General features: G+C 36.4%; 22 protein-coding genes. 18 read left to right on the top strand and 4 right to left on the bottom strand.

The window, feature by feature from the left end; translation table 11 throughout:
- Window positions 1–12: 12 nt before the first annotated feature.
- Entirely contained in the window at window positions 13–864 is an 852-nt protein-coding gene (locus DS745_RS23225; protein ID WP_129080610.1) for a hypothetical protein, read from the bottom strand.
- Between the two features lie 227 nt (window positions 865–1091).
- On the opposite strand from DS745_RS23225, the gene DS745_RS23220 reads away from it, so the two are divergent.
- Both DS745_RS23220 and DS745_RS23215 read left to right on the top strand, forming a co-directional pair.
- Window positions 1092–1841: a hypothetical protein gene (locus tag DS745_RS23220; protein WP_129080609.1), complete on the top strand. Its 750-nt coding sequence runs from the start codon at window positions 1092–1094 to the stop codon at window positions 1839–1841.
- A 5-nt stretch (window positions 1842–1846) separates the two neighbouring features.
- On the top strand, window positions 1847–2326 hold the full coding sequence (locus DS745_RS23215) for a GyrI-like domain-containing protein (RefSeq protein ID WP_129080734.1): 480 nt from the start codon (window positions 1847–1849) through the stop codon (window positions 2324–2326).
- A 454-nt stretch (window positions 2327–2780) separates the two neighbouring features.
- Here DS745_RS23215 and DS745_RS23210 read toward each other — a convergent pair whose 3' ends face one another.
- The gene (locus DS745_RS23210) at window positions 2781–3569 is read right to left on the bottom strand and encodes an ABC transporter permease (RefSeq protein ID WP_129080608.1); all 789 of its coding nucleotides are present in this window, start codon (window positions 3567–3569) and stop codon (window positions 2781–2783) included.
- Window positions 3556–4461 carry an ABC transporter ATP-binding protein gene (locus DS745_RS23205; protein ID WP_129080607.1) on the bottom strand — a complete coding sequence of 302 codons (906 nt, stop codon included), beginning with the start codon at window positions 4459–4461 and terminating at the stop codon, window positions 3556–3558. The genes DS745_RS23210 and DS745_RS23205 overlap by 14 nt, the downstream gene beginning before the upstream one ends.
- 138 nt (window positions 4462–4599) lie before the next feature.
- On the opposite strand from DS745_RS23205, the gene DS745_RS23200 reads away from it, so the two are divergent.
- The 4 genes from DS745_RS23200 (at window position 4600) to DS745_RS25310 (ending at window position 6336) form a co-directional block, all read left to right on the top strand.
- Window positions 4600–5160, top strand: coding sequence for a TetR/AcrR family transcriptional regulator (locus tag DS745_RS23200; RefSeq protein ID WP_129080606.1), 561 nt, complete (start codon window positions 4600–4602; stop codon window positions 5158–5160).
- 82 nt (window positions 5161–5242) lie between these two features.
- Window positions 5243–5905, top strand: coding sequence for a DNA alkylation repair protein (locus tag DS745_RS23195; protein WP_129080605.1), 663 nt, complete (start codon window positions 5243–5245; stop codon window positions 5903–5905).
- A complete protein-coding gene (locus DS745_RS23190; RefSeq protein WP_129080604.1) occupies window positions 5902–6132 on the top strand; it encodes a hypothetical protein in 231 nt (76 codons plus the stop codon). Before DS745_RS23195 ends, DS745_RS23190 begins: the two co-directional genes overlap by 4 nt.
- 96 nt (window positions 6133–6228) lie before the next feature.
- Window positions 6229–6336, top strand: a complete 108-nt coding sequence (locus DS745_RS25310; protein WP_241657918.1) for a putative holin-like toxin — start codon at window positions 6229–6231, stop codon at window positions 6334–6336.
- A 197-nt stretch (window positions 6337–6533) separates the two neighbouring features.
- Here DS745_RS25310 and guaC read toward each other — a convergent pair whose 3' ends face one another.
- Window positions 6534–7517 (bottom strand): GMP reductase, encoded by a 984-nt coding sequence (gene guaC / locus DS745_RS23185; RefSeq protein ID WP_129080603.1) that lies wholly within the window; start codon window positions 7515–7517, stop codon window positions 6534–6536.
- 189 nt (window positions 7518–7706) lie between these two features.
- Here guaC and DS745_RS23180 point away from each other — a divergent pair, with 189 nt between their 5' ends.
- From DS745_RS23180 to DS745_RS23130, 12 genes are all read left to right on the top strand, one after another.
- Entirely contained in the window at window positions 7707–8765 is a 1059-nt protein-coding gene (locus DS745_RS23180; RefSeq protein WP_129080602.1) for an LLM class flavin-dependent oxidoreductase, read from the top strand.
- A gap of 23 nt (window positions 8766–8788) precedes the next feature.
- Entirely contained in the window at window positions 8789–9208 is a 420-nt protein-coding gene (locus tag DS745_RS23175; RefSeq protein ID WP_129080601.1) for a DUF1801 domain-containing protein, read from the top strand.
- Between the two features lie 414 nt (window positions 9209–9622).
- The gene (locus DS745_RS23170; RefSeq protein WP_129080600.1) at window positions 9623–9931 is read left to right on the top strand and encodes a DUF962 domain-containing protein; all 309 of its coding nucleotides are present in this window, start codon (window positions 9623–9625) and stop codon (window positions 9929–9931) included.
- 303 nt (window positions 9932–10234) lie between these two features.
- Window positions 10235–10933 (top strand): GntR family transcriptional regulator, encoded by a 699-nt coding sequence (locus DS745_RS23165; protein ID WP_129080599.1) that lies wholly within the window; start codon window positions 10235–10237, stop codon window positions 10931–10933.
- A complete protein-coding gene (locus DS745_RS23160; RefSeq protein ID WP_129080598.1) occupies window positions 10923–11546 on the top strand; it encodes a sterol desaturase family protein in 624 nt (207 codons plus the stop codon). Before DS745_RS23165 ends, DS745_RS23160 begins: the two co-directional genes overlap by 11 nt.
- 85 nt (window positions 11547–11631) lie before the next feature.
- The gene (locus DS745_RS23155) at window positions 11632–12519 is read left to right on the top strand and encodes a pirin family protein (protein WP_129080597.1); all 888 of its coding nucleotides are present in this window, start codon (window positions 11632–11634) and stop codon (window positions 12517–12519) included.
- A 62-nt stretch (window positions 12520–12581) separates the two neighbouring features.
- A complete protein-coding gene (locus DS745_RS23150; protein ID WP_206662955.1) occupies window positions 12582–13733 on the top strand; it encodes a hypothetical protein in 1152 nt (383 codons plus the stop codon).
- A gap of 66 nt (window positions 13734–13799) precedes the next feature.
- Complete coding sequence (locus tag DS745_RS23145) at window positions 13800–14024, top strand: hypothetical protein (protein WP_129080596.1); 225 nt, start codon at window positions 13800–13802, stop codon at window positions 14022–14024.
- 218 nt (window positions 14025–14242) lie between these two features.
- Window positions 14243–14410, top strand: coding sequence for a hypothetical protein (locus DS745_RS24775; protein WP_161568367.1), 168 nt, complete (start codon window positions 14243–14245; stop codon window positions 14408–14410).
- A gap of 121 nt (window positions 14411–14531) precedes the next feature.
- On the top strand, window positions 14532–15308 hold the full coding sequence (locus tag DS745_RS23140; RefSeq protein WP_129080595.1) for a LysM peptidoglycan-binding domain-containing protein: 777 nt from the start codon (window positions 14532–14534) through the stop codon (window positions 15306–15308).
- Between the two features lie 77 nt (window positions 15309–15385).
- Window positions 15386–16734, top strand: a protein-coding gene (locus DS745_RS23135; protein WP_129078797.1) for an IS3 family transposase whose coding sequence is annotated in 2 segments (ribosomal slippage) — window positions 15386–15839 and window positions 15839–16734 — 1350 coding nt in all. Because the reading frame shifts where the segments join, the coding sequence is not laid out codon by codon here.
- A 175-nt stretch (window positions 16735–16909) separates the two neighbouring features.
- The gene (locus DS745_RS23130) at window positions 16910–17329 is read left to right on the top strand and encodes a universal stress protein (RefSeq protein WP_129080594.1); all 420 of its coding nucleotides are present in this window, start codon (window positions 16910–16912) and stop codon (window positions 17327–17329) included.
- Window positions 17330–17464: the final 135 nt, after the last annotated feature.

Raw genomic sequence — 17464 nt, 5'->3', positions numbered from 1 at the left:
AAATGAGCGGTTCTAGAGACGGATGTCATCAAGGTACTTTTTTGAACTTTTTGGAAATACATTCTCGGGGATTCCCCAAGTCCATGCCCAGTCTCCTTTTTTTCTGCCTATAGAGCCGCTAATAATCATCCCTGGGTATACTGTCGCTGAAGGTAGTCCTTTTAAATAGAAGTTTTCGTTCGTTTCGAGTTCTGTTACGACTAGATAGACTCGGTTGAGGGATTTTATTTCAAAGAGGGTATCTTTTTTCTCGGGAAACTCTTCTAACTTATCTAAGCGACCGAAAAAGTCAGTTTGAATATTACAATCTTCATTAAGAAAATTAGGAAATTCATGTTTGTACAGACGATTAATTGTTGCTTCACAATCTTTCAATTCTAAAAACATTTCTTTTATGTAGCTATCAATGGTTTTAAATAGAGGGATTTTGTATTTAATATCTATCCAGTGGAGAAATCGTTTTAATTCACTTACGAACTTTTCGACTTCTTTTTCTTGAGAAGTAACTTGAATGAAACATGGGTAGTAGAGGATGATGAATTCTTCCCAAAAATCAGGTTCATTCCAAGAAGATAAACATACATCTTCAAGGTACTCCGTTACATATTGAGCTAACACACGAAGGAATTCGTTTCGTGATCTACTTTTTGGGTTTTTTAGTTTAAACTCAATTAAATCATTTCCGTAAAATTCATACACGCCTCGAAATCGCATGCCAAACTCTCGACCAATTGAGAGCTTTGTAAGGATTTCTTTTTGATGATGTGGGCCATTATTGGGGATAGCCAAAACCCTAACATTTGTGTCGCAGCATTGTTCGAAGTATTTTCCACTTCCGCATTTACATAATACTAATTTTTTCATTGAAGGATCACCTTTCTTTGGTGGGGTGGGGTAAAGTAGAGGTTGTGTAAATCATGAAGGTACTTTTAGTATATCAAAATTATGAAAATATCAATCTTTTAATTGTGAAAGTTATATTAATATATACAGGGGTTGAACGGATATTCACTAGATTTTTTCCAACTGTTAACAATTTAGTAAAAATATATTATGATAGATTTATTATAATATCCTATAAGGGGGCAAGTATGCCGAAAGTATTATTTTATCTTCTCACCAAACTAGCAGCTGCGGGATTTACGATCACGATGATGTTTGTTTTTACTTATTTCTCTAATGGATTGGACATGTTTCGGCTTTTGGAAACGATCTCTGGTGTTGATCTCTGGTTCATAGTATTCGGGTATGGGATAGGTTGTTCGCTATTAATAGATTTAATCGCACTGAAACTCCATTTTAGAAAGTTTAACGTAAAAATTGTTTTATATGTTATTTCTGGATACGCTTTTTTTATGATTAGCGCAATTAATATCTTTGATGTATTTGCAGGTACTGTTGGTGCGGTATGTGCGCTTGTTTTTTATTTTGCAACACACATAGCTCGTGAGTATAAATGGTTTTTATACGTCTTTGCTCTCGTAATCCCGATAGGTTTTCTATTGTTAACGAACATTGATTTTACTCAGAAGAAAAACTGGGTGGAGGACCGGAATGACTTCACATACACCGCTAGTTTTAGTTATTTTAATGGTATACATGAAATTCCGCTCTATCTTGAAGAAGGACAGCGTTTTACGTACGAGTCTGATATTAAAAATAGAGCTCAGGGTGGATATAGCTTTTATGTGTTAGATGAAAAAAATGATTATGTCGGTTTCATTGAAAATGAAGATAATCATATATTTGAAGTTCAAGCTAGCGGTATGTATCGGATTGTAGTTAAAGGTAACAAAAGAGAAAATGGTGGCTTCAAAATTACTTGGGAGATTGAGGAGTGATTAAGATGAAATATGAAACTGTTACAAAACCAAGATACCGGGCTATTGGTATGAAATGGGATGGGCCTTGGTCAGAAATCAGTGGGTTAAAAAGTATGATCCAAACGATGAGTGAGCGGGTGGGGGAATTGACACATGCTGTTGATCCCGATACGCAGTTAGGTTTGTCCTATCATTTACGTCCAGATGGATTTGTTCATTATTCCGTTTATGAAGTTGGTGAAGAACAAACCATTCCTGAAGGTATGATCGAGTTTTTCGTCCCGGAAATGACGTACTTAGTGACACAGCATGAAAAAGGTCAAAACATTGGGCAAAGTTATGATAACATTGCTAGGTCCTTATCCGACAGTGAATACAAGGCATTCTCAGAAGCGGATATTAAATATTTTGACAATCTTCCAATCAAGCATGAAAGGTATCCAAGAGATCGTGATCTGAATGATCCTCATTTTGAGATATTGATACCTATCGCTAGAAAATAAAGAACTCATAATGAGATCATGTTTTGAGGGTAAAACAATCAAGTTCACAATGGAATTAAGTCTTGTATATTAAAAAGCAAGAAGTTTGTCTAATAAACTATAAGACAAGTCGTCATAATTGGTACATTAGTTCATAATATTTATTAGTAAAAATCGCACCAAATTATGGGAGTTGTTTATATTAAAGCTATTTATGTGAACTCACTCGCGTTGGTATATCAACCTACGGGTAAATAATTACCTATTGCAGTAAAAATAGAAACGCTTCACCATAAAATCATTAACTCCGATACAAATGCAATTAAATACAGAAAATATGAGTGAAACGCACAGATCAGAATGAACTGTGCGTTTTTGTGCCTAGTTGGAGTGTAATTCGCTTGAAATCAGAATGTTAAATGTAAGTTACTTAATCTGTAAATTAACTTTTTCCTCCCAAATTAAACCTCGTTAATTACAATGGTAGATCTTTTCGTTTAAAGACGAGTATCCCTGCTAGATAGAGGACAAGGGTTAACCCTACTAGGATGATTAATTGTGGACCATAGCTTCCACTTTGAATGATGGCATTGGAATCGTAGAGCGTAATGATCGTAACATTTTTAAGGATTTCCAGACTGTCATTCATACCAGAAAGCATATTCATAGCAAAGAAAAACAGGGTTAGTCCTGCACCAAGGGCAAGGGATTGGCTTGAACGGTTGAACAAACAAGATGCAAAAAAAGTAATACCGCTAATTGCTATATTTAATAATAAAGAGCCTAATGTTAGCATGAAGAACTTCTCTACAGGCAACTCACCAGGCTGAACTAGTTCAGCGACTGCGTACCCTACAACAAAGATCAACCCAAACATGACTACTAGTGTAGAAATAAAGAAGATGGTGCTGGTAAGAGTGTATTGGGTTCTTGTGATAGGAGTTGACAGATGAAAGGCCATGCTGCCTTTATCTACTTGATCTGCTATTAGCTTATTTCCTATTATAACGGAATAAATCATTGCAAAGATGAGGGCGAAGTTACCAAAGTATTGATTTGCTATAAATGCAATTAAGGTTGTTATATCACCCAAGGGACTTACAGGAGCATCGATGCTTGCCTGTGCAATATCATGCATGGTTTCCGGAGTGAAAACACTCATAACAATCCCTATTAAGAGGGAAAGTGCTCCTGCAATGATAGAGAATACTTTTACATTTGATTTTACAAAATGGATAAATAAGGACTTGTTAAACATAGTCATGCTTCTCTCCTTTATAAAAGTTCATAAAATAATCTTCTAGTGAGTACTTCATTTCACGAATGGAAGTGACATCTCTTTTGGCAAGAGCACGAATGAGTTCGTTAATTTTAAAGTCATCTACTTCTACCACGACCTGCAAGGTATCCTTAGTAATCTTTTTCATGACAAAATTTTCTGTCTGCATAGATTCAAAGTCCGGTAGTTTTTGAAATGTTATCGTAAATGTGTATTTATCGAAATGTTTAAAATCCTGAGACTGCATTACCGAAATTATTTTACCTTGCTTGATCATTGCAATACTATCGCAGGTTCCTTCAATCTCCTCAAAAAGATGAGAAGACATAAGGATACTTTTCCCTTTGTGTTTTTCCTGGTGAATTAGTTCAACAAATTTTGATTGCATAAGAGGATCAAGCCCTGTTGTTGGTTCGTCAAGAATGAGAATTTGTGGGTCATGCATAAAGGCACAAACAATCCCAACCTTTTGTTTCATACCCTTGGACATTCGCTTTATTAGTGCTGATGGATCTAAGTCGAACATCTCTATTAATTGTTTAGCCTTTGCCATATCCTGGAGACCACGCATTTTAGCAGCATGCTTAATGAGTTGTGTACCAGTCATGTTTTCAGGAAAAGCAATCTCTGCAGGTAAATAACCGAGATGTTTTTGAATTTCTTTGGGCTGCTTCCAGCAATCGAAATTTAAAATGGTGGCCTTGCCACTTTGTGGTTTAGTAAATCCTAATAAATTCCGAATTGTCGTTGTTTTACCAGCACCGTTAGGACCTAAAAAGCCGAATACCTCTCCTTCCTCAATTTTTAAAGAAATATCAAAAATACCCTTATTGTTTCCGTAATCTTTTGTAAGATGTTGGATGTTTATTGCTGTCATATAAGATCACCACACCAATTCTACTTTATTTATCCGACAACATGTCGTATGATGTAAGTGTATTATGTAGAAGTGTCTCTATCAACCGACATCTTTATCTTAAATGTTGGATTTTGAGACAATAGTGGAGGAAGAATGATGAAAAAAAATTCAGCAGTTACAGCACAAACAAAACAAAATCTACTAGATGCCTTCTGGGATCTATATTGCACTACGCGAATAGAGAAAATAACAATCAAAGAAATTACTAAGAGAGCTGGTTATAATCGATCGACATTTTATGAGTACTTTACCGATGTTTATGATGTCCTAGAGCAACTGGAAAACAGTTTGATTGCAAAGTTGCAAGAGTTGCCCATTCAGCAACTTTCCGCACCTGGTGATCCATTCCAGTTGCAAGCACTTGTCAACATGTATTCTCAGCATAGTAGATATCTTATGGTGCTACTTGGAGATCACGGAGACCCAGCCTTTCAGGGCAAAATTAAAGCCAGTATGAAACCAATGATAAAAGAAATCTTAGTTGCAAGGGGAGCGAAAGATGGTTTTGAACTAGACTACACATTGGAATATGCTTTATCAGCAATGATAGGCATACTAAGCTATTGGTTTAACCAAGAAAATGGTCCAACTATTGAAAAATTGATGGAGCTGCTTGCGGAACTTTCTAGTGAAGGTGTCATGAGAAAATTAATGTGATGGAATGGAATGGAATTTCGTTTTTGAAATAGTAAATAGAAAAATATTAATGACCAAAACACCGGTACAGGAGTGATACTTAATGCAAATTCAAGACATAACGAGCGAATTTAAATTAATAGAGAATAAGGAAAAAGCAATAGGGATGTCAGCCTATATGAAAAATCATTTTGACTTTTATGGAATCCAGAGTCCAGAAAGAAGAAAGATTACTTCGAAATTATTCAAAGAGGGGCAAGTCGGTAAGACACCTATTGACTGGAAGATGGTTTTTGACCTTTGGGAACAACGCGAGAGGGAATATCAATATGTTGCGGTAGATTTTTTAGTGAAATCGAAGAAATACCTCGTAGCTGATGATTTAACACAAGTAAAAAAACTGATAACTTCAAAGTCTTGGTGGGATACAGTAGATGCCATCGCAAGTAATGTTGTTGGGCAGATTGTAAGGACATATCCTGAACAGGTTAACATGATGGACGAGTGGATTGAAGATGACAACATGTGGGTAAGAAGGACAGCCATCTTGCATCAACTATCCTATAAGGAAAGTACTGATGAAGACCGTCTGTTTAGTTATTGTGAAAAGCATGCAAATGATACGGAGTTTTTTATCGCCAAAGCCATTGGGTGGGCATTAAGAGAATATGGAAAAACCAAGCCACAATCCGTCATTGAGTTCGTAGAAAAAACGCCGCTTCAAAAACTTAGCAAGCGTGAGGCACTTAAGCATTTGGGGAAGTGAGTTTTTCGGCTTCAAGCATCTTTACCATTTCTGGTTCTCATCGCTCTCTATATTTAAATGGCCATCCGCCCACTGGAGTACCAACAGCCGAAGCTGAAATAGGGAGCATGCTCATGTATTACGGAGGAGATCTAGTTGATGCCGTTCTATTTTTTATTCTTTGTATGCAATGGTTTAAGACAGCAAGACCACGAATGATTTCTGTCGCAAAGGTTTTCCAACAATAAAAAGATAGAAATACGAACGTATGATTGGTATAATAGAAGTAACAACTACATAAAGCAGGGTGGCGGCTAATCCCCTTTAGAAAGGGGGTGACGCTTTTGACGACATTTGAGGCATTTAGTCTAATCGCTCAATTTGGCTTATTACTAATAACAGCCTTTACATTCATCATAACGATTGTCGTCTACGTAACAAAAAAGAAATAGCCACCCTGACGACCAAGTAAGGGGGCTATTTCGATAGTTCTACCTATGGGTGAGCCGCTATTACTGCGGCGTGTCGTTGTATGACCGGGTGTTGGAGCACTCGGTCACTTTTATTTTCGTAAGTGATTATGTTCATTATACATGATCATTCGAATTTTTCAAATACAAAAACAGCCCCTGTAAGGGACTGTTTCATCTTAGTATACTTTATCACCGTTGAAAATTGAATTTTTTACGATAACATAGTCAACGTGACGGATTGAATCTAATGTGTTACCACCTGCATACGAAATGGAGGACTGAAGATCTTGTTCCATTTCGGTTAACGTATCTTGTAGAGAACCTTTGTGCTCGACGTACATTCTCTTACCTTCAACATTTTTTCTTTCTCCTTTTTGGAACTCAGAAGCCGAACCAAAGTATTCTTTGCATAGCTTTCCTTCAATTTCAACTGTTTCTCCAGGAGATTCTTCATGGCCAGCAAATAAAGAACCGATCATTACCATTGACGCACCAAAGCGTACTGATTTAGCGATGTCGCCATGCGTACGGATACCGCCGTCTGCGATGATTGGTTTACTTGCAGCTTTTGCGCACCAACGTAGGGCAGCTAATTGCCATCCACCTGTACCAAATCCAGTTTTGATTTTTGTTATACAAACTTTCCCAGGTCCGATACCTACTTTTGTCGCGTCAGCACCGGCACGCTCTAATTCTCTAACTGCTTCAGGCGTACCAACATTTCCTGCGATGACAAAACTTTGAGGGATATGTGTTTTGATATGCTTGATCATTTCAATTACAGCATTAGAATGGCCATGGGCAATATCAATCGTAATATATTCAGGTACAAGTCCTTCTTCGGCTAATTGAAGGATAAAGTTATATTCTTCATCTTTCACGCCAACACTGATGGAAGAATATAAGCCACGTTCATTCATGTTTCGAATAAAGTCAATTCGAGTTTCTGGTTGAAAGCGATGCATGATATAGAAATAGTCATTTTCAGCTAAGTAAATCGCAACTTTTTCATCAATAATCGTTTGCATATTCGCAGGAACGACTGGTAGTTTAAATCTTCTACCACCAAATTCCACCGATGTATCACATTCGGTACGACTCTTTACAATACTTTTTGCCGGAATTAATTGAATATCTTCATAGTCAAACACGTTGTCCATTGTAACACCCCTAATGAAAAATCATAAATTAAACGTACAAGCTATTTTACCAATATTTTTTTAAGTTGTAAAAGCGAATTTATAGTTAGAGTACCCAAAAAAGTTCAAATAACTTGAAATAGGTGAATGAAAGCCTCAAAATGAAGATATATGAATTAAAGATTTTATGTTGATTGTGGAGGAACAACTATGGAAATTGGAATTAGTACGTTTGTAGAAACTACACCTGATGTACATACCGGTGAAGTAATAAGTCATGCAAAACGATTACGGAATGTTGTCGAGGAGATTGTTCTAGCGGATCAAGTTGGTTTGGATGTATTTGGTGTAGGTGAGCATCACCGTGAAGATTTTGCGGCATCATCTCCAGCAGTTGTTTTGGCTGCTGCCGCATCACGAACAAAAAACATCCGGTTAACAAGTGCAGTTACGGTACTATCATCTGCCGATCCTGTCCGAGTGTTTCAAGAATTTTCAACACTTGATGGTATCTCTAATGGACGAGCGGAAATTATGGCCGGAAGAGGCTCCTTTATCGAATCCTTTCCGTTGTTTGGCTATGATTTAAAGGATTATAATGAGCTTTTTGATGAAAAATTAGAGCTTTTATTAAAAATTCGTGACTCAGAAAAGGTAACTTGGAAGGGTGGACATCGTCCGGCAATTAATAACTTAGGAGTGTATCCAAGACCAGAGCAAAACCCTTTACCTGTCTGGATTGGTAGTGGTGGAAATACAGAATCGGTGATCCGTGCAGGCCTACTTGGACTGCCACTCGTACTAGCAATCATCGGTGGGAGCCCAGTACAATTTGCTCCTCTCGTAAAATTATATAAAAGAGCAGCAGCACAAGCTGGTCACGACCCATCAAAACTACCAGTAGCCTCTCACTCACATGGGTTTATTGCAGAGTCAACCCAAACAGCAGCGGATAAATTTTTCCCTTCTACTCAGTATGTGATGAACGTAATTGGTCGTGAGCGAGGTTGGGGCCATTATGATCGTGCAAGCTTTGACGCTGCAAGAAGCTTTGAGGGTGCGTTATACGTGGGAAATTCAACTACAGTTGCTGAAAAAATCATCCATCTTCGTAAAAACGTCGGTATTACAAGGTTTATGCTTCATGTTCCTGTTGGTTCCATGCCTCATGAAGATGTAATGAATGCGATCAAGTTGTTAGGAACAGAGGTTGCTCCGCAAGTTCGTGAGGAAGTTTCAAAATGGGAAGCTGAAAACCCTGAAAATTAATACGTGTAGAGAAGAGTGAAGTTATGGCGTATGAGTTAAAAACAAAAGAAACTGAAAATAGTGTGATTGAATTTATTGAGAGTGTTGAAAGTGACCGTAAACGAGAAGACGCCTATCGGTTATTAGACATTTTTACAGAGACATCCGGTTACCCTGCAAAAATGTGGGGACCAAGTATCATCGGATATGGTTCTTATCACTATAAATATGCTTCAGGACACGAAGGAGATGCGCCACTAGTTGGCTTTTCTCCGCGAAAAGGGAAAATTAGTTTGTATTTTGCTACTGGTGACACAGAAAGAGTATTAAGAGATTTCGGTAAGCATACGACTGGTAAAGCCTGTGTTTATATTAACAAGCTAGCAGATATTGATGTTGATGTATTAAAAGCATTAATTACACAATCGATAAAATTCTTGCAAGAAACGTATCCCAACGACTAAATTATAAAGTAAGGCTCTTTTCGTATACATTGTGGCTTTTCTATCCTGAAATTATCGGAAAAATAGCCTAGATGAAGATATAAGCCAATAAATTATGTAAAGAAAAGAGCATTACTTACTAAATTAGTGGTGAATTCTTAGTAATTTGTGTAAAAATCCGGCTTTTGGGATTTTTACGAAAGCAACAAACTTTGCGAAAACAGCCTAAAGTAAAGCCTAAATCCCCTGGTGATTTAGGCTTTCTTAATGTATTGGAAATTTTTTTAGTTCGGTCATCGTTAATGCAATTTAATTTAGAGGGAAATTCACTAACGATGTGCAATAGATAAATAAGCTGTTGTTACCGTTAGTGGGGAACTATTAATATGGTAACAAAAGAGCTTGGAAAAAACTGCATTGAAACGGAGAATAAAAATGAATGAAAGATTAAGAAAAAATTTGATCCAATACCAAAGTGCACACAAGAATAAGTGGAACCAACTATTGCATTATTTTGCTTTTATGTTTGCTTTTATTGCATGGATTTTTTTGTTTATAAATTTAAAAGTAACTATTTGCTTGGCTTTATTACATTATGCTTTTTCATGGGTAGGTCACTTTTATTTTGAAAAAAATAAACCTGCGGCATTTAAGTATCCTCTGCTTGGGTTTTATGCCGGATTTATTTGGTTCTTTCTGCTTAGCTTTGAGTTCATTACAAGAAAAAAGGTATTACCAAAATAATAGAGATGGAAATAAAAATATAACTTTGTTCATGTAATGAGTGCATTGCTTAAGTAACTCCAGCAATGCTTTTTAATTATGAACTCAAAGGTAATCAACCAGAAGTTTCTTCTAAACAAACGCATTACTGGGACAAGCAGAAGTGAGCCTTATTTGTAGGACATGGGTTGAGTAGAGGACGAGACGTATGAAAAAAACTGTTATGAATAACCTTTCATTTTCTAAATAGTTTGACAATGTGGGTTGTCCTGGTTTAAAGTGGTAATACCAGATGGAAAATTGATATAGCCAGGGGGATTCGAGATGAAAGAGCGCTCGTCTGATCTTATTGAAAAAGCGTTAATATCGTCTATTTTAACAGGAGAGTATAAACCTGGGGAGAGTATGTTATCTGAAAGAGACCTAGCTACATCTTTTTCTGTAGGACGCCCAACGATCAGGGAAGTTCTTCAGAGATTAGAACGGGATGGGTGGATTACCATTCGTAAAAATAGTCCAGCGATTGTCAATGAATATTGGAAACAAGGAAACTTAATGACAATTGTCAATATTCTAAAAGCATCACCAGAAATACCTGATCAATTCATTGAATATGTCCTTGAGCTTCGTATTTCCCTTACACCTACCTACACGAAGGATGCGATTACTCAACATCCTGTGAAAGTGATTGCTCTCTTTACCAATTTAGATGAACTTGAAGATGACGCTAGTTCTTTTGCTTCGTTTGACTGGCATCTCCAACAAGGACTCGCTAAGTTATCATCTAATCCGATTTATTTACTTATTCTTAATAGCTTTAAAGATGTGTATCTGAGGTTAGGTGAAAAGTATTTTCAGGAAGCTAGTCACAGAGAGGCTTCACGAAAGTTTTATGATGATTTTTTACAAGCGCTTTTTGAGAAAGATGTTGAGGGTACTGAAAGGTTATCTCTAGAAATGATGAAGAGAAGTTTAGAACTATGGAAAACTAAAAAGAGCAGGAGTGATCAATATGAAGAATAATTGGCCAATTTACCGTGCATTCTTTTTTCATGTGGATATTTTAGTAATGCTAGCCATTGGATTTTTGATTAGTAGTTTCATAGTATGGCAGGGGATTGAATTATCACTATTAGCTTTTTTTGTGATTGGTATTGTCACGTTTATGTTTAGCGAGTATTTAACTCACCGCTTCTTTTTTCATTTAAAAGCTCCTAAAAATCCATTTTTTCTGAAAATATTAAAGCGCTTACACTACGACCACCACAAATACCCAAATGACTTTCACTTATTATTTCTACCAATTTGGTATAGCTTACCTACTTTCACGTTGCTTTCTTTTATCTTTTATTTGTTTAGTCAACTACTAGTAGGGACTTTATCTTTTAGTCTTGGTCTAATTTTGATGCTGCTAGTTTATGAATGGAAGCATTATGTGGCACATCAGCCACTTAAACCTAGGACTCAATTTGGGAAATGGTTAAAGAAAACCCATACACTCCATCATTTTAAGAATGAAAACTATTGGTATGGGGTTTCAACTCCTTTTGTTGATATACTATTTGGCACATTAAAGGATGAAAAAGAAGTAGAAACAAGTGCAACTGCTAAAGAATTAGAAAAAAGAGGTAGCTGAACATTATTAGGTGCTTCTCATTTAATAATTCGTGGATCTTGTATTAGAATAAGTGTATAACTTATCAGGGCTAAAGGAGATTTTTATGACAATAGAGGCATCAGATCAAATGTTTAAACGAAGTGTAAAGGAACATTGGTACGTTCGCTATTCGGAAGCCAGTTTTCCAGCTGTTCAAAAAGGCTGGGTCTTGCCTACCAACCGGTGGTATGACTTTGACCCGTTCATTCTTATGGCAGAAGATTGGTTTAAAAAAGGTACATTTTCCGATCACCCTCACCGAGGCTTTCAAACCATTACCTATGTCATAGATGGACGACTTGAACATATCGATAACGCGGGGGGACATGATATTCTTGAACCAGGTGATATGCAATATATGAATGCTGGTTGGGGGGCGGTACATGCCGAAGAAGGGGTGGAAGATGATATCGCCCACACTCTTCAACTGTGGTTAAACTTACCTAGTGAACTAAAAAACTCTCCGACGAGCTACCAAACGGTATATTCTGAGGATGCTCCTGTTGTAGAGTTTGAAGGTGGCTCAATTAAAGTATTCTCAGGTGACATAGCAGGTGTGACGGGACCCCTTATGTCAGCCGTTCCAATTACGATGTCTGAAATTCTCTTAGAGAATGGTGGAGCGTATGAACTCATTTTACCAGAAAACCATAATGCATTTTTATACGTATTATCAGGGGATCTTGACTTTGGTGAAAGTTATGTGAATTTGCAAAAGCATGGGGTAGCAACATTAACGTTCCAAGAAACAGGAGATGTAACGAATCCCAGCTCGCTTAAGATAAAGTCAAACAGCAGACGCTCAAAGGTGCTAGTCTATTCCGGTGCTCCGATAAGAGAAGAAGTAGTTGCTTATGGACCGTTTGTGATGAATACAATGGAAGAAATACAACAAGCATTTCGTGACTTTCAAGCAGGAAAGTTTGGGAAAATAGGTTCAAATTCTAAGTAGTAGATGGAAAATATAAGCCTCCTTAGCGAAAGGAGGCAATTTTTTTTGCTGGGGTGAAAATATTGAACATTGTTTATGCCGAAAAAATTACTTCTAAACAGGAACACCAACTTACAATTGATGTTTTAAAAGAGACATTTAAAGAAGCAATTGTATTACATAGTAAGCTCCTCTCAAATCATAAAAAAATAGCCTATTTTTTCATCGATCCATTGCTCAATAGTTTTGAAGCTGCCAATCAATTTTACTTTGAAATATTCGACTGTGAAGAAATTGATAAACTGAATACATACAAAAGTGGAGCAAGTCCCATTCAAGCTCTTTCTGATGCGAAGGAGATTATTAAAACTGGATTATATGATGCAGTGTTTATTTTTGGGTTTGATCCGTTATTAACGAATAAAAAGATGTATGGCAAAGATGAAATAACAAAAGCAATGAGCATTTTTGACACGCATAGTATTATGCAATGCTATAACCAAATTGCTCACCTAGTTTGTCAGGAGTTAGGAGTAACTAAGACAGAGTTTCGTAGTTATTGTGATGAGTTATATAAGAACTACCTTAAAACTTATCAAAAATTATCTGATACTATAGTTCCTTTTGAAAGAGGTCGACAATTAGAGGAGAATCAAGCAGATTTATTCATGCTAACAGATTGTGCCAACCCTAATATTGATTTTTCAGGTGGAGTGATTGTTGCAAGTGAAGATACAACCCAATTTTTAGAGACTGCTAAAACGGAACGGATAAGAGTATCAGGAGTAAAGTACGTAAGTGTAAAAGGATCTCCAGAGCAGATTGATAGTATTGTAGGGGAAAATAAATCGATGTTTCCCCATTTACGAAAGGCATTTGTAGAAGCTCAATCACAGGCAGCTATTCATGTAGCAAAGGAATATCGTAATAAAAACCTTTATCTAGAAGCGTATACTTGTTATCCGCCTATCCCAATCGCATTTTTATTAGCGACAGGAATGATTGACACGATCGATGATTTATCAGACTTTCTATCCCGCTATGAAATTACAATCACTGGTGGTATGAATTTTGCGAGAGCGCCCTGGAACAACCCGGCATTAAATGCCTTAATTGATATGTATCAAAAACTTAGACAATGTGATGGTTCATATGGGTTAGTACATGGAAATGGTGGGATTGGGGAAATACAAGGGATTGCGATTTTGGAAAAAACCAAAAATGAGAATTCTTAGTAAACGTAAGTATAAATGAAGACTCCCAGTTAATTCTAAAATGAAAGCACATAAGGGGGCAGTTTGATGATGGATTATGAAATAAAACATATGATCATTGATGAACAATACGATGAGGAGCATGTCACAGCTAATTTTACTTTTAACAATCAGGAGTATAGCGTAACGTTTCAAAAATCAGATCTCGAAATAATTAATGCATGGAGATTGGAAGAGAATACTTCATTACCTGCCAATTTATCTGGAGAGTTGATTGATACTTTGCGTAAAGATGTCAAAAAGAGTATCTAAAACAACGAAGTCTGTTCCTTTTTAAGGAATGGGCTTTTTTGATATCTAATGGTTCAATTTTCTGATAATGGGGTACTACTTCTAAAAGTATTAGAGTTTAAAGAAACCTTCTAGAAATTATGGCGTATTCAGTAAATATAAACATTTTAAGAAACTACATATTTCCATCATTACCTACACAGGATAATTTCTATATTATTTTAAGGGGATGATTTAAGATGGAAGATATCATGAACTACGGTGAAGGAAAAAGCTTCTCAAAACGAAATAAACAAAGAGAAGAAATTTCATTAAAAGAATTATTTAAAAATCCTATCATCCATAAAGAAATTCATGGTGATAAGGTCTATACACCACTAGATCCATCTAGGTTATGGGGGATCTAATGAGTAGCCGCCTACTGATGTTAGGCGGCTATTTTTTTGAAAGAAATGAATGTAACAAATATTGGAAAGTGCCGTCTATAACGTTGTAACAATGACAACAACTTAGAATGAGGTGCTGAAAGTGTTAAAAGGAAAAAAAACAGTAATTAAAATGTTCGCATTAACGTTAGGTATGACTACACTACTAAGCTTTAACACAGGGGTAGATGCAGCTGTCCATGAAGTAAAAAAGGGTGAAACACTGTATCGCATTGCCAATGAGTACAAAATGACAGTGGCAGAGTTGAAGGAACAAAACAATCTTAAAAGTACAATTATTTTTCCAGGACAAAAATTAACGGTTAAAGATCCAGTAACCATTCACATTGTTAAAAAAGGTGATACTTTGTATAGTATCGCTCGAAATAACCAGATGAAAGTCACTGAATTGAAAGCTATAAATCAATTAACATCCCATATTATTTACCCTGGCCAAAAGCTAGTTGTGTCGAAGGAAAGCATGCGAGATCAGCTTGAGTTGAATACTCAAAAGGGATATATGTTTACAGCGGAGGAACCTAACACCTTTCAGTTATTTTCTACGAAGTACTCAAACTTTTTTGTGAGAATGGAAGTTCTAGATCAATCACTTACGTTAAGTGATCTTAAAAAACATGCAGAGATGTATCTGAAATCAACTGGAAAAGTTACCGAAGTAGATCAAAAACATGTTCAGCCTTTCTATAAAGGTGCAAAACTGTACTTTATTGCTTCTAACTCAAAGATAAGTCAAAGCATTGTAGTAAAAGAGGTAAATGGGGTACCTATTCGTTTTACTCTGCATATTCCTAACATGGAAGAGTCTGAGGACATTGTTCCAGCGTTATTAAAGCAGTTAGAGACTTTAAAAGTTAAGTAACTGTAAAGAGAAGCAGCCTAGTATGAACTGCACCCCAATTGTTAGACACAACTAACGATTGGGGTGCAGTTTTATTTATGACTAAATTTACAAGTGATACGAAATTAATGATCATTGAAGGCTATAACTCGAAAATAACTTCTCAAAAAGAATATGCAAAGCAGCTAGGTGTTACAAGAGCACAATTCCAATATTGGTTGAAGTTATATGAATTACATGGAGAAGAAGGACTTAAAAACACCTATACAAACTGTTCTGTTGGATTTAAACTAGATGTACTAAACTACATGGTTCAAACTGGTGCGTCATTAATGGATACCGCAGCCCTTTTTAAACTCTCTAGTTATACAATGGTGTATGATTGGCAGAAAAAGATGGAGGTTGGTGGTGTAGAAGCCCTTGAACCGAAACAAAAGGGACGTCTATCCATGAAAAATAAATCTACTAACCAACCAAAAGAGGCACCAGCCAAAGGATCAGTCGAGGCATATGAAGCGCGTATAAGACAATTAGAAATGGAAAATGAGTATTTAAAAAAGTTGAATGCCTTAGTTCAAAAAAAATCACCAAACAAGACAAAGCACAAGTAGTCTATGAATTAAGGCATAAATACCCGGTGAAGGCACTCGTGAAGCTCGCTGATATTCCACGTAGTACATACTATGATTTAGTGAAGAGAATGAAACGTCCAGATTCAGACAGTGATTTAAAAGCTGAAATTAAGGCCATTTATGAAGAACATGAAGGTCGTTACGGTTACCGTCGTATTCGTGATGAGCTAACAATTCGTGGGCAAAAAGTGAATCACAAAAAGGTTCAACGTATCATGAAAGAGCTTGGTCTAAAATGTCTGGTACGCATGAAAAAATATAAATCTTACAAAGGTACTGTAGGAAAAATCGCGCCGAATCATTTAGATCGCCAATTTACAGCGGATGCCCCAAATCAGAAGTGGGTAACGGATATTACAGAGTTTAAATTATTTGGTGAGAAACTCTATTTATCACCTGTATTAGATTTATTTAATGGAGAAATTATTACGTATACAATCGGCTCAAGACCAACATATTCACTTGTTTCAAAGATGTTAGAGAAAGCTCTAGAGAGGTTACCAGAAGAGCATGAACTACTAATGCATTCAGACCAAGGTTGGCATTATCAGATGAAACAGTATTGTCATGCCCTCCAAGAAAGAGGAATCATTCAAAGTATGTCTCGTAAAGGAAACTGTTACGATAATTCGGTGATGGAAAATTTCTTTGGGATTATGAAATCAGAATTCCTTTATTATAAGGAATTTGAAAGTATAGAGCATTTTATGCAAGAACTGGAAAAGTATATGAAATACTATAATACGAAACGGATGAAGGCAAAATTAAAAATGAGTCCGGTACAATACCGAACTCATTTTGAGCAAGCTGCCTGACAAAATAACCGTGTCTAACTTTTAGGGGTCACTTCAGTATAGGTTGCTTTTTTAGCACACGAAATAATAATTTGAATATTCTAAAAATAATGATTGATGATGCATGTTTGCTTGAATTATAATTAGGATATGATGGTATGTAAACGCTTACTATATGATATTGGAGGGAAGGACGATGTTTCAGCATATCCTTTTGGCGGCAGATGGATCCCCACATGCTTTACGGGCAACGGAAAGAGCGATTGAATTAGTTAGAGGAAGTTTTGAGGCAATGATTGAAGTCGTCTATGTTGTTAATGGTCAAACGGCTAAATCTGATGTGTTGCACTATGGAAGTTCAGATGACATTAAGGCTATGAGGATGGCAAAGTTAAAGAATGTCATTGAGAAAATCACGTCTGCAAATGTTAAGTATGAAATCAGAGTCATTCATGGAGAGACCGTCCCGACCATCATTGATTATGCAAATAAACATCGTTTTGACTGTGTTGTGGTAGGAAGTAGGAAATTAAACCAACTTCAAAAAATGATCGTAGGAAGTGTAAGTGAGAAAGTAGCTAAACGGGTAAAGTGGCCGGTGATGATTGTTAAATAGAGTTAGGAGAATTATTGTTCTGTTAACTTAATTATGTAAATGACCTCTTTTACAAAGACTAATAGCTGAAAACTTAGTGGGTCTTAATTTCCTATATTTATGTTATTATATGATAAATAGTAGGAAAAGGAGGAG

Origin of the sequence: Anaerobacillus alkaliphilus, assembly GCF_004116265.1 — a bacterium.
Taxonomy (GTDB): domain Bacteria; phylum Bacillota; class Bacilli; order Bacillales; family Anaerobacillaceae; genus Anaerobacillus; species Anaerobacillus alkaliphilus.
Note: the sequence above shows the minus strand (reverse complement) of the source record. Positions and strands in the feature narration are given on the sequence as shown.

What these genes read in the sequence shown, in the direction of transcription:
- DS745_RS23225 (WP_129080610.1), bottom strand. Translation starts at nt 864, where the DNA reads ATGAAAAAATTAGTATTATGTAAATGCGGAAGTGGAAAATACTTCGAA.
- DS745_RS23220 (WP_129080609.1), top strand. Translation starts at nt 1,092, where the DNA reads ATGCCGAAAGTATTATTTTATCTTCTCACCAAACTAGCAGCTGCGGGA.
- DS745_RS23215 (WP_129080734.1), top strand. Translation starts at nt 1,847, where the DNA reads ATGAAATATGAAACTGTTACAAAACCAAGATACCGGGCTATTGGTATG.
- DS745_RS23210 (WP_129080608.1), bottom strand. Translation starts at nt 3,569, where the DNA reads ATGACTATGTTTAACAAGTCCTTATTTATCCATTTTGTAAAATCAAAT.
- DS745_RS23205 (WP_129080607.1), bottom strand. Translation starts at nt 4,461, where the DNA reads ATGACAGCAATAAACATCCAACATCTTACAAAAGATTACGGAAACAAT.
- DS745_RS23200 (WP_129080606.1), top strand. Translation starts at nt 4,600, where the DNA reads ATGAAAAAAAATTCAGCAGTTACAGCACAAACAAAACAAAATCTACTA.
- DS745_RS23195 (WP_129080605.1), top strand. Translation starts at nt 5,243, where the DNA reads ATGCAAATTCAAGACATAACGAGCGAATTTAAATTAATAGAGAATAAG.
- guaC (WP_129080603.1), bottom strand. Translation starts at nt 7,517, where the DNA reads ATGGACAACGTGTTTGACTATGAAGATATTCAATTAATTCCGGCAAAA.
- DS745_RS23180 (WP_129080602.1), top strand. Translation starts at nt 7,707, where the DNA reads ATGGAAATTGGAATTAGTACGTTTGTAGAAACTACACCTGATGTACAT.
- DS745_RS23175 (WP_129080601.1), top strand. Translation starts at nt 8,789, where the DNA reads ATGGCGTATGAGTTAAAAACAAAAGAAACTGAAAATAGTGTGATTGAA.
- DS745_RS23170 (WP_129080600.1), top strand. Translation starts at nt 9,623, where the DNA reads ATGAATGAAAGATTAAGAAAAAATTTGATCCAATACCAAAGTGCACAC.
- DS745_RS23165 (WP_129080599.1), top strand. Translation starts at nt 10,235, where the DNA reads ATGAAAGAGCGCTCGTCTGATCTTATTGAAAAAGCGTTAATATCGTCT.
- DS745_RS23160 (WP_129080598.1), top strand. Translation starts at nt 10,923, where the DNA reads ATGAAGAATAATTGGCCAATTTACCGTGCATTCTTTTTTCATGTGGAT.
- DS745_RS23155 (WP_129080597.1), top strand. Translation starts at nt 11,632, where the DNA reads ATGACAATAGAGGCATCAGATCAAATGTTTAAACGAAGTGTAAAGGAA.
- DS745_RS23145 (WP_129080596.1), top strand. Translation starts at nt 13,800, where the DNA reads ATGATGGATTATGAAATAAAACATATGATCATTGATGAACAATACGAT.
- DS745_RS24775 (WP_161568367.1), top strand. Translation starts at nt 14,243, where the DNA reads ATGGAAGATATCATGAACTACGGTGAAGGAAAAAGCTTCTCAAAACGA.
- DS745_RS23130 (WP_129080594.1), top strand. Translation starts at nt 16,910, where the DNA reads ATGTTTCAGCATATCCTTTTGGCGGCAGATGGATCCCCACATGCTTTA.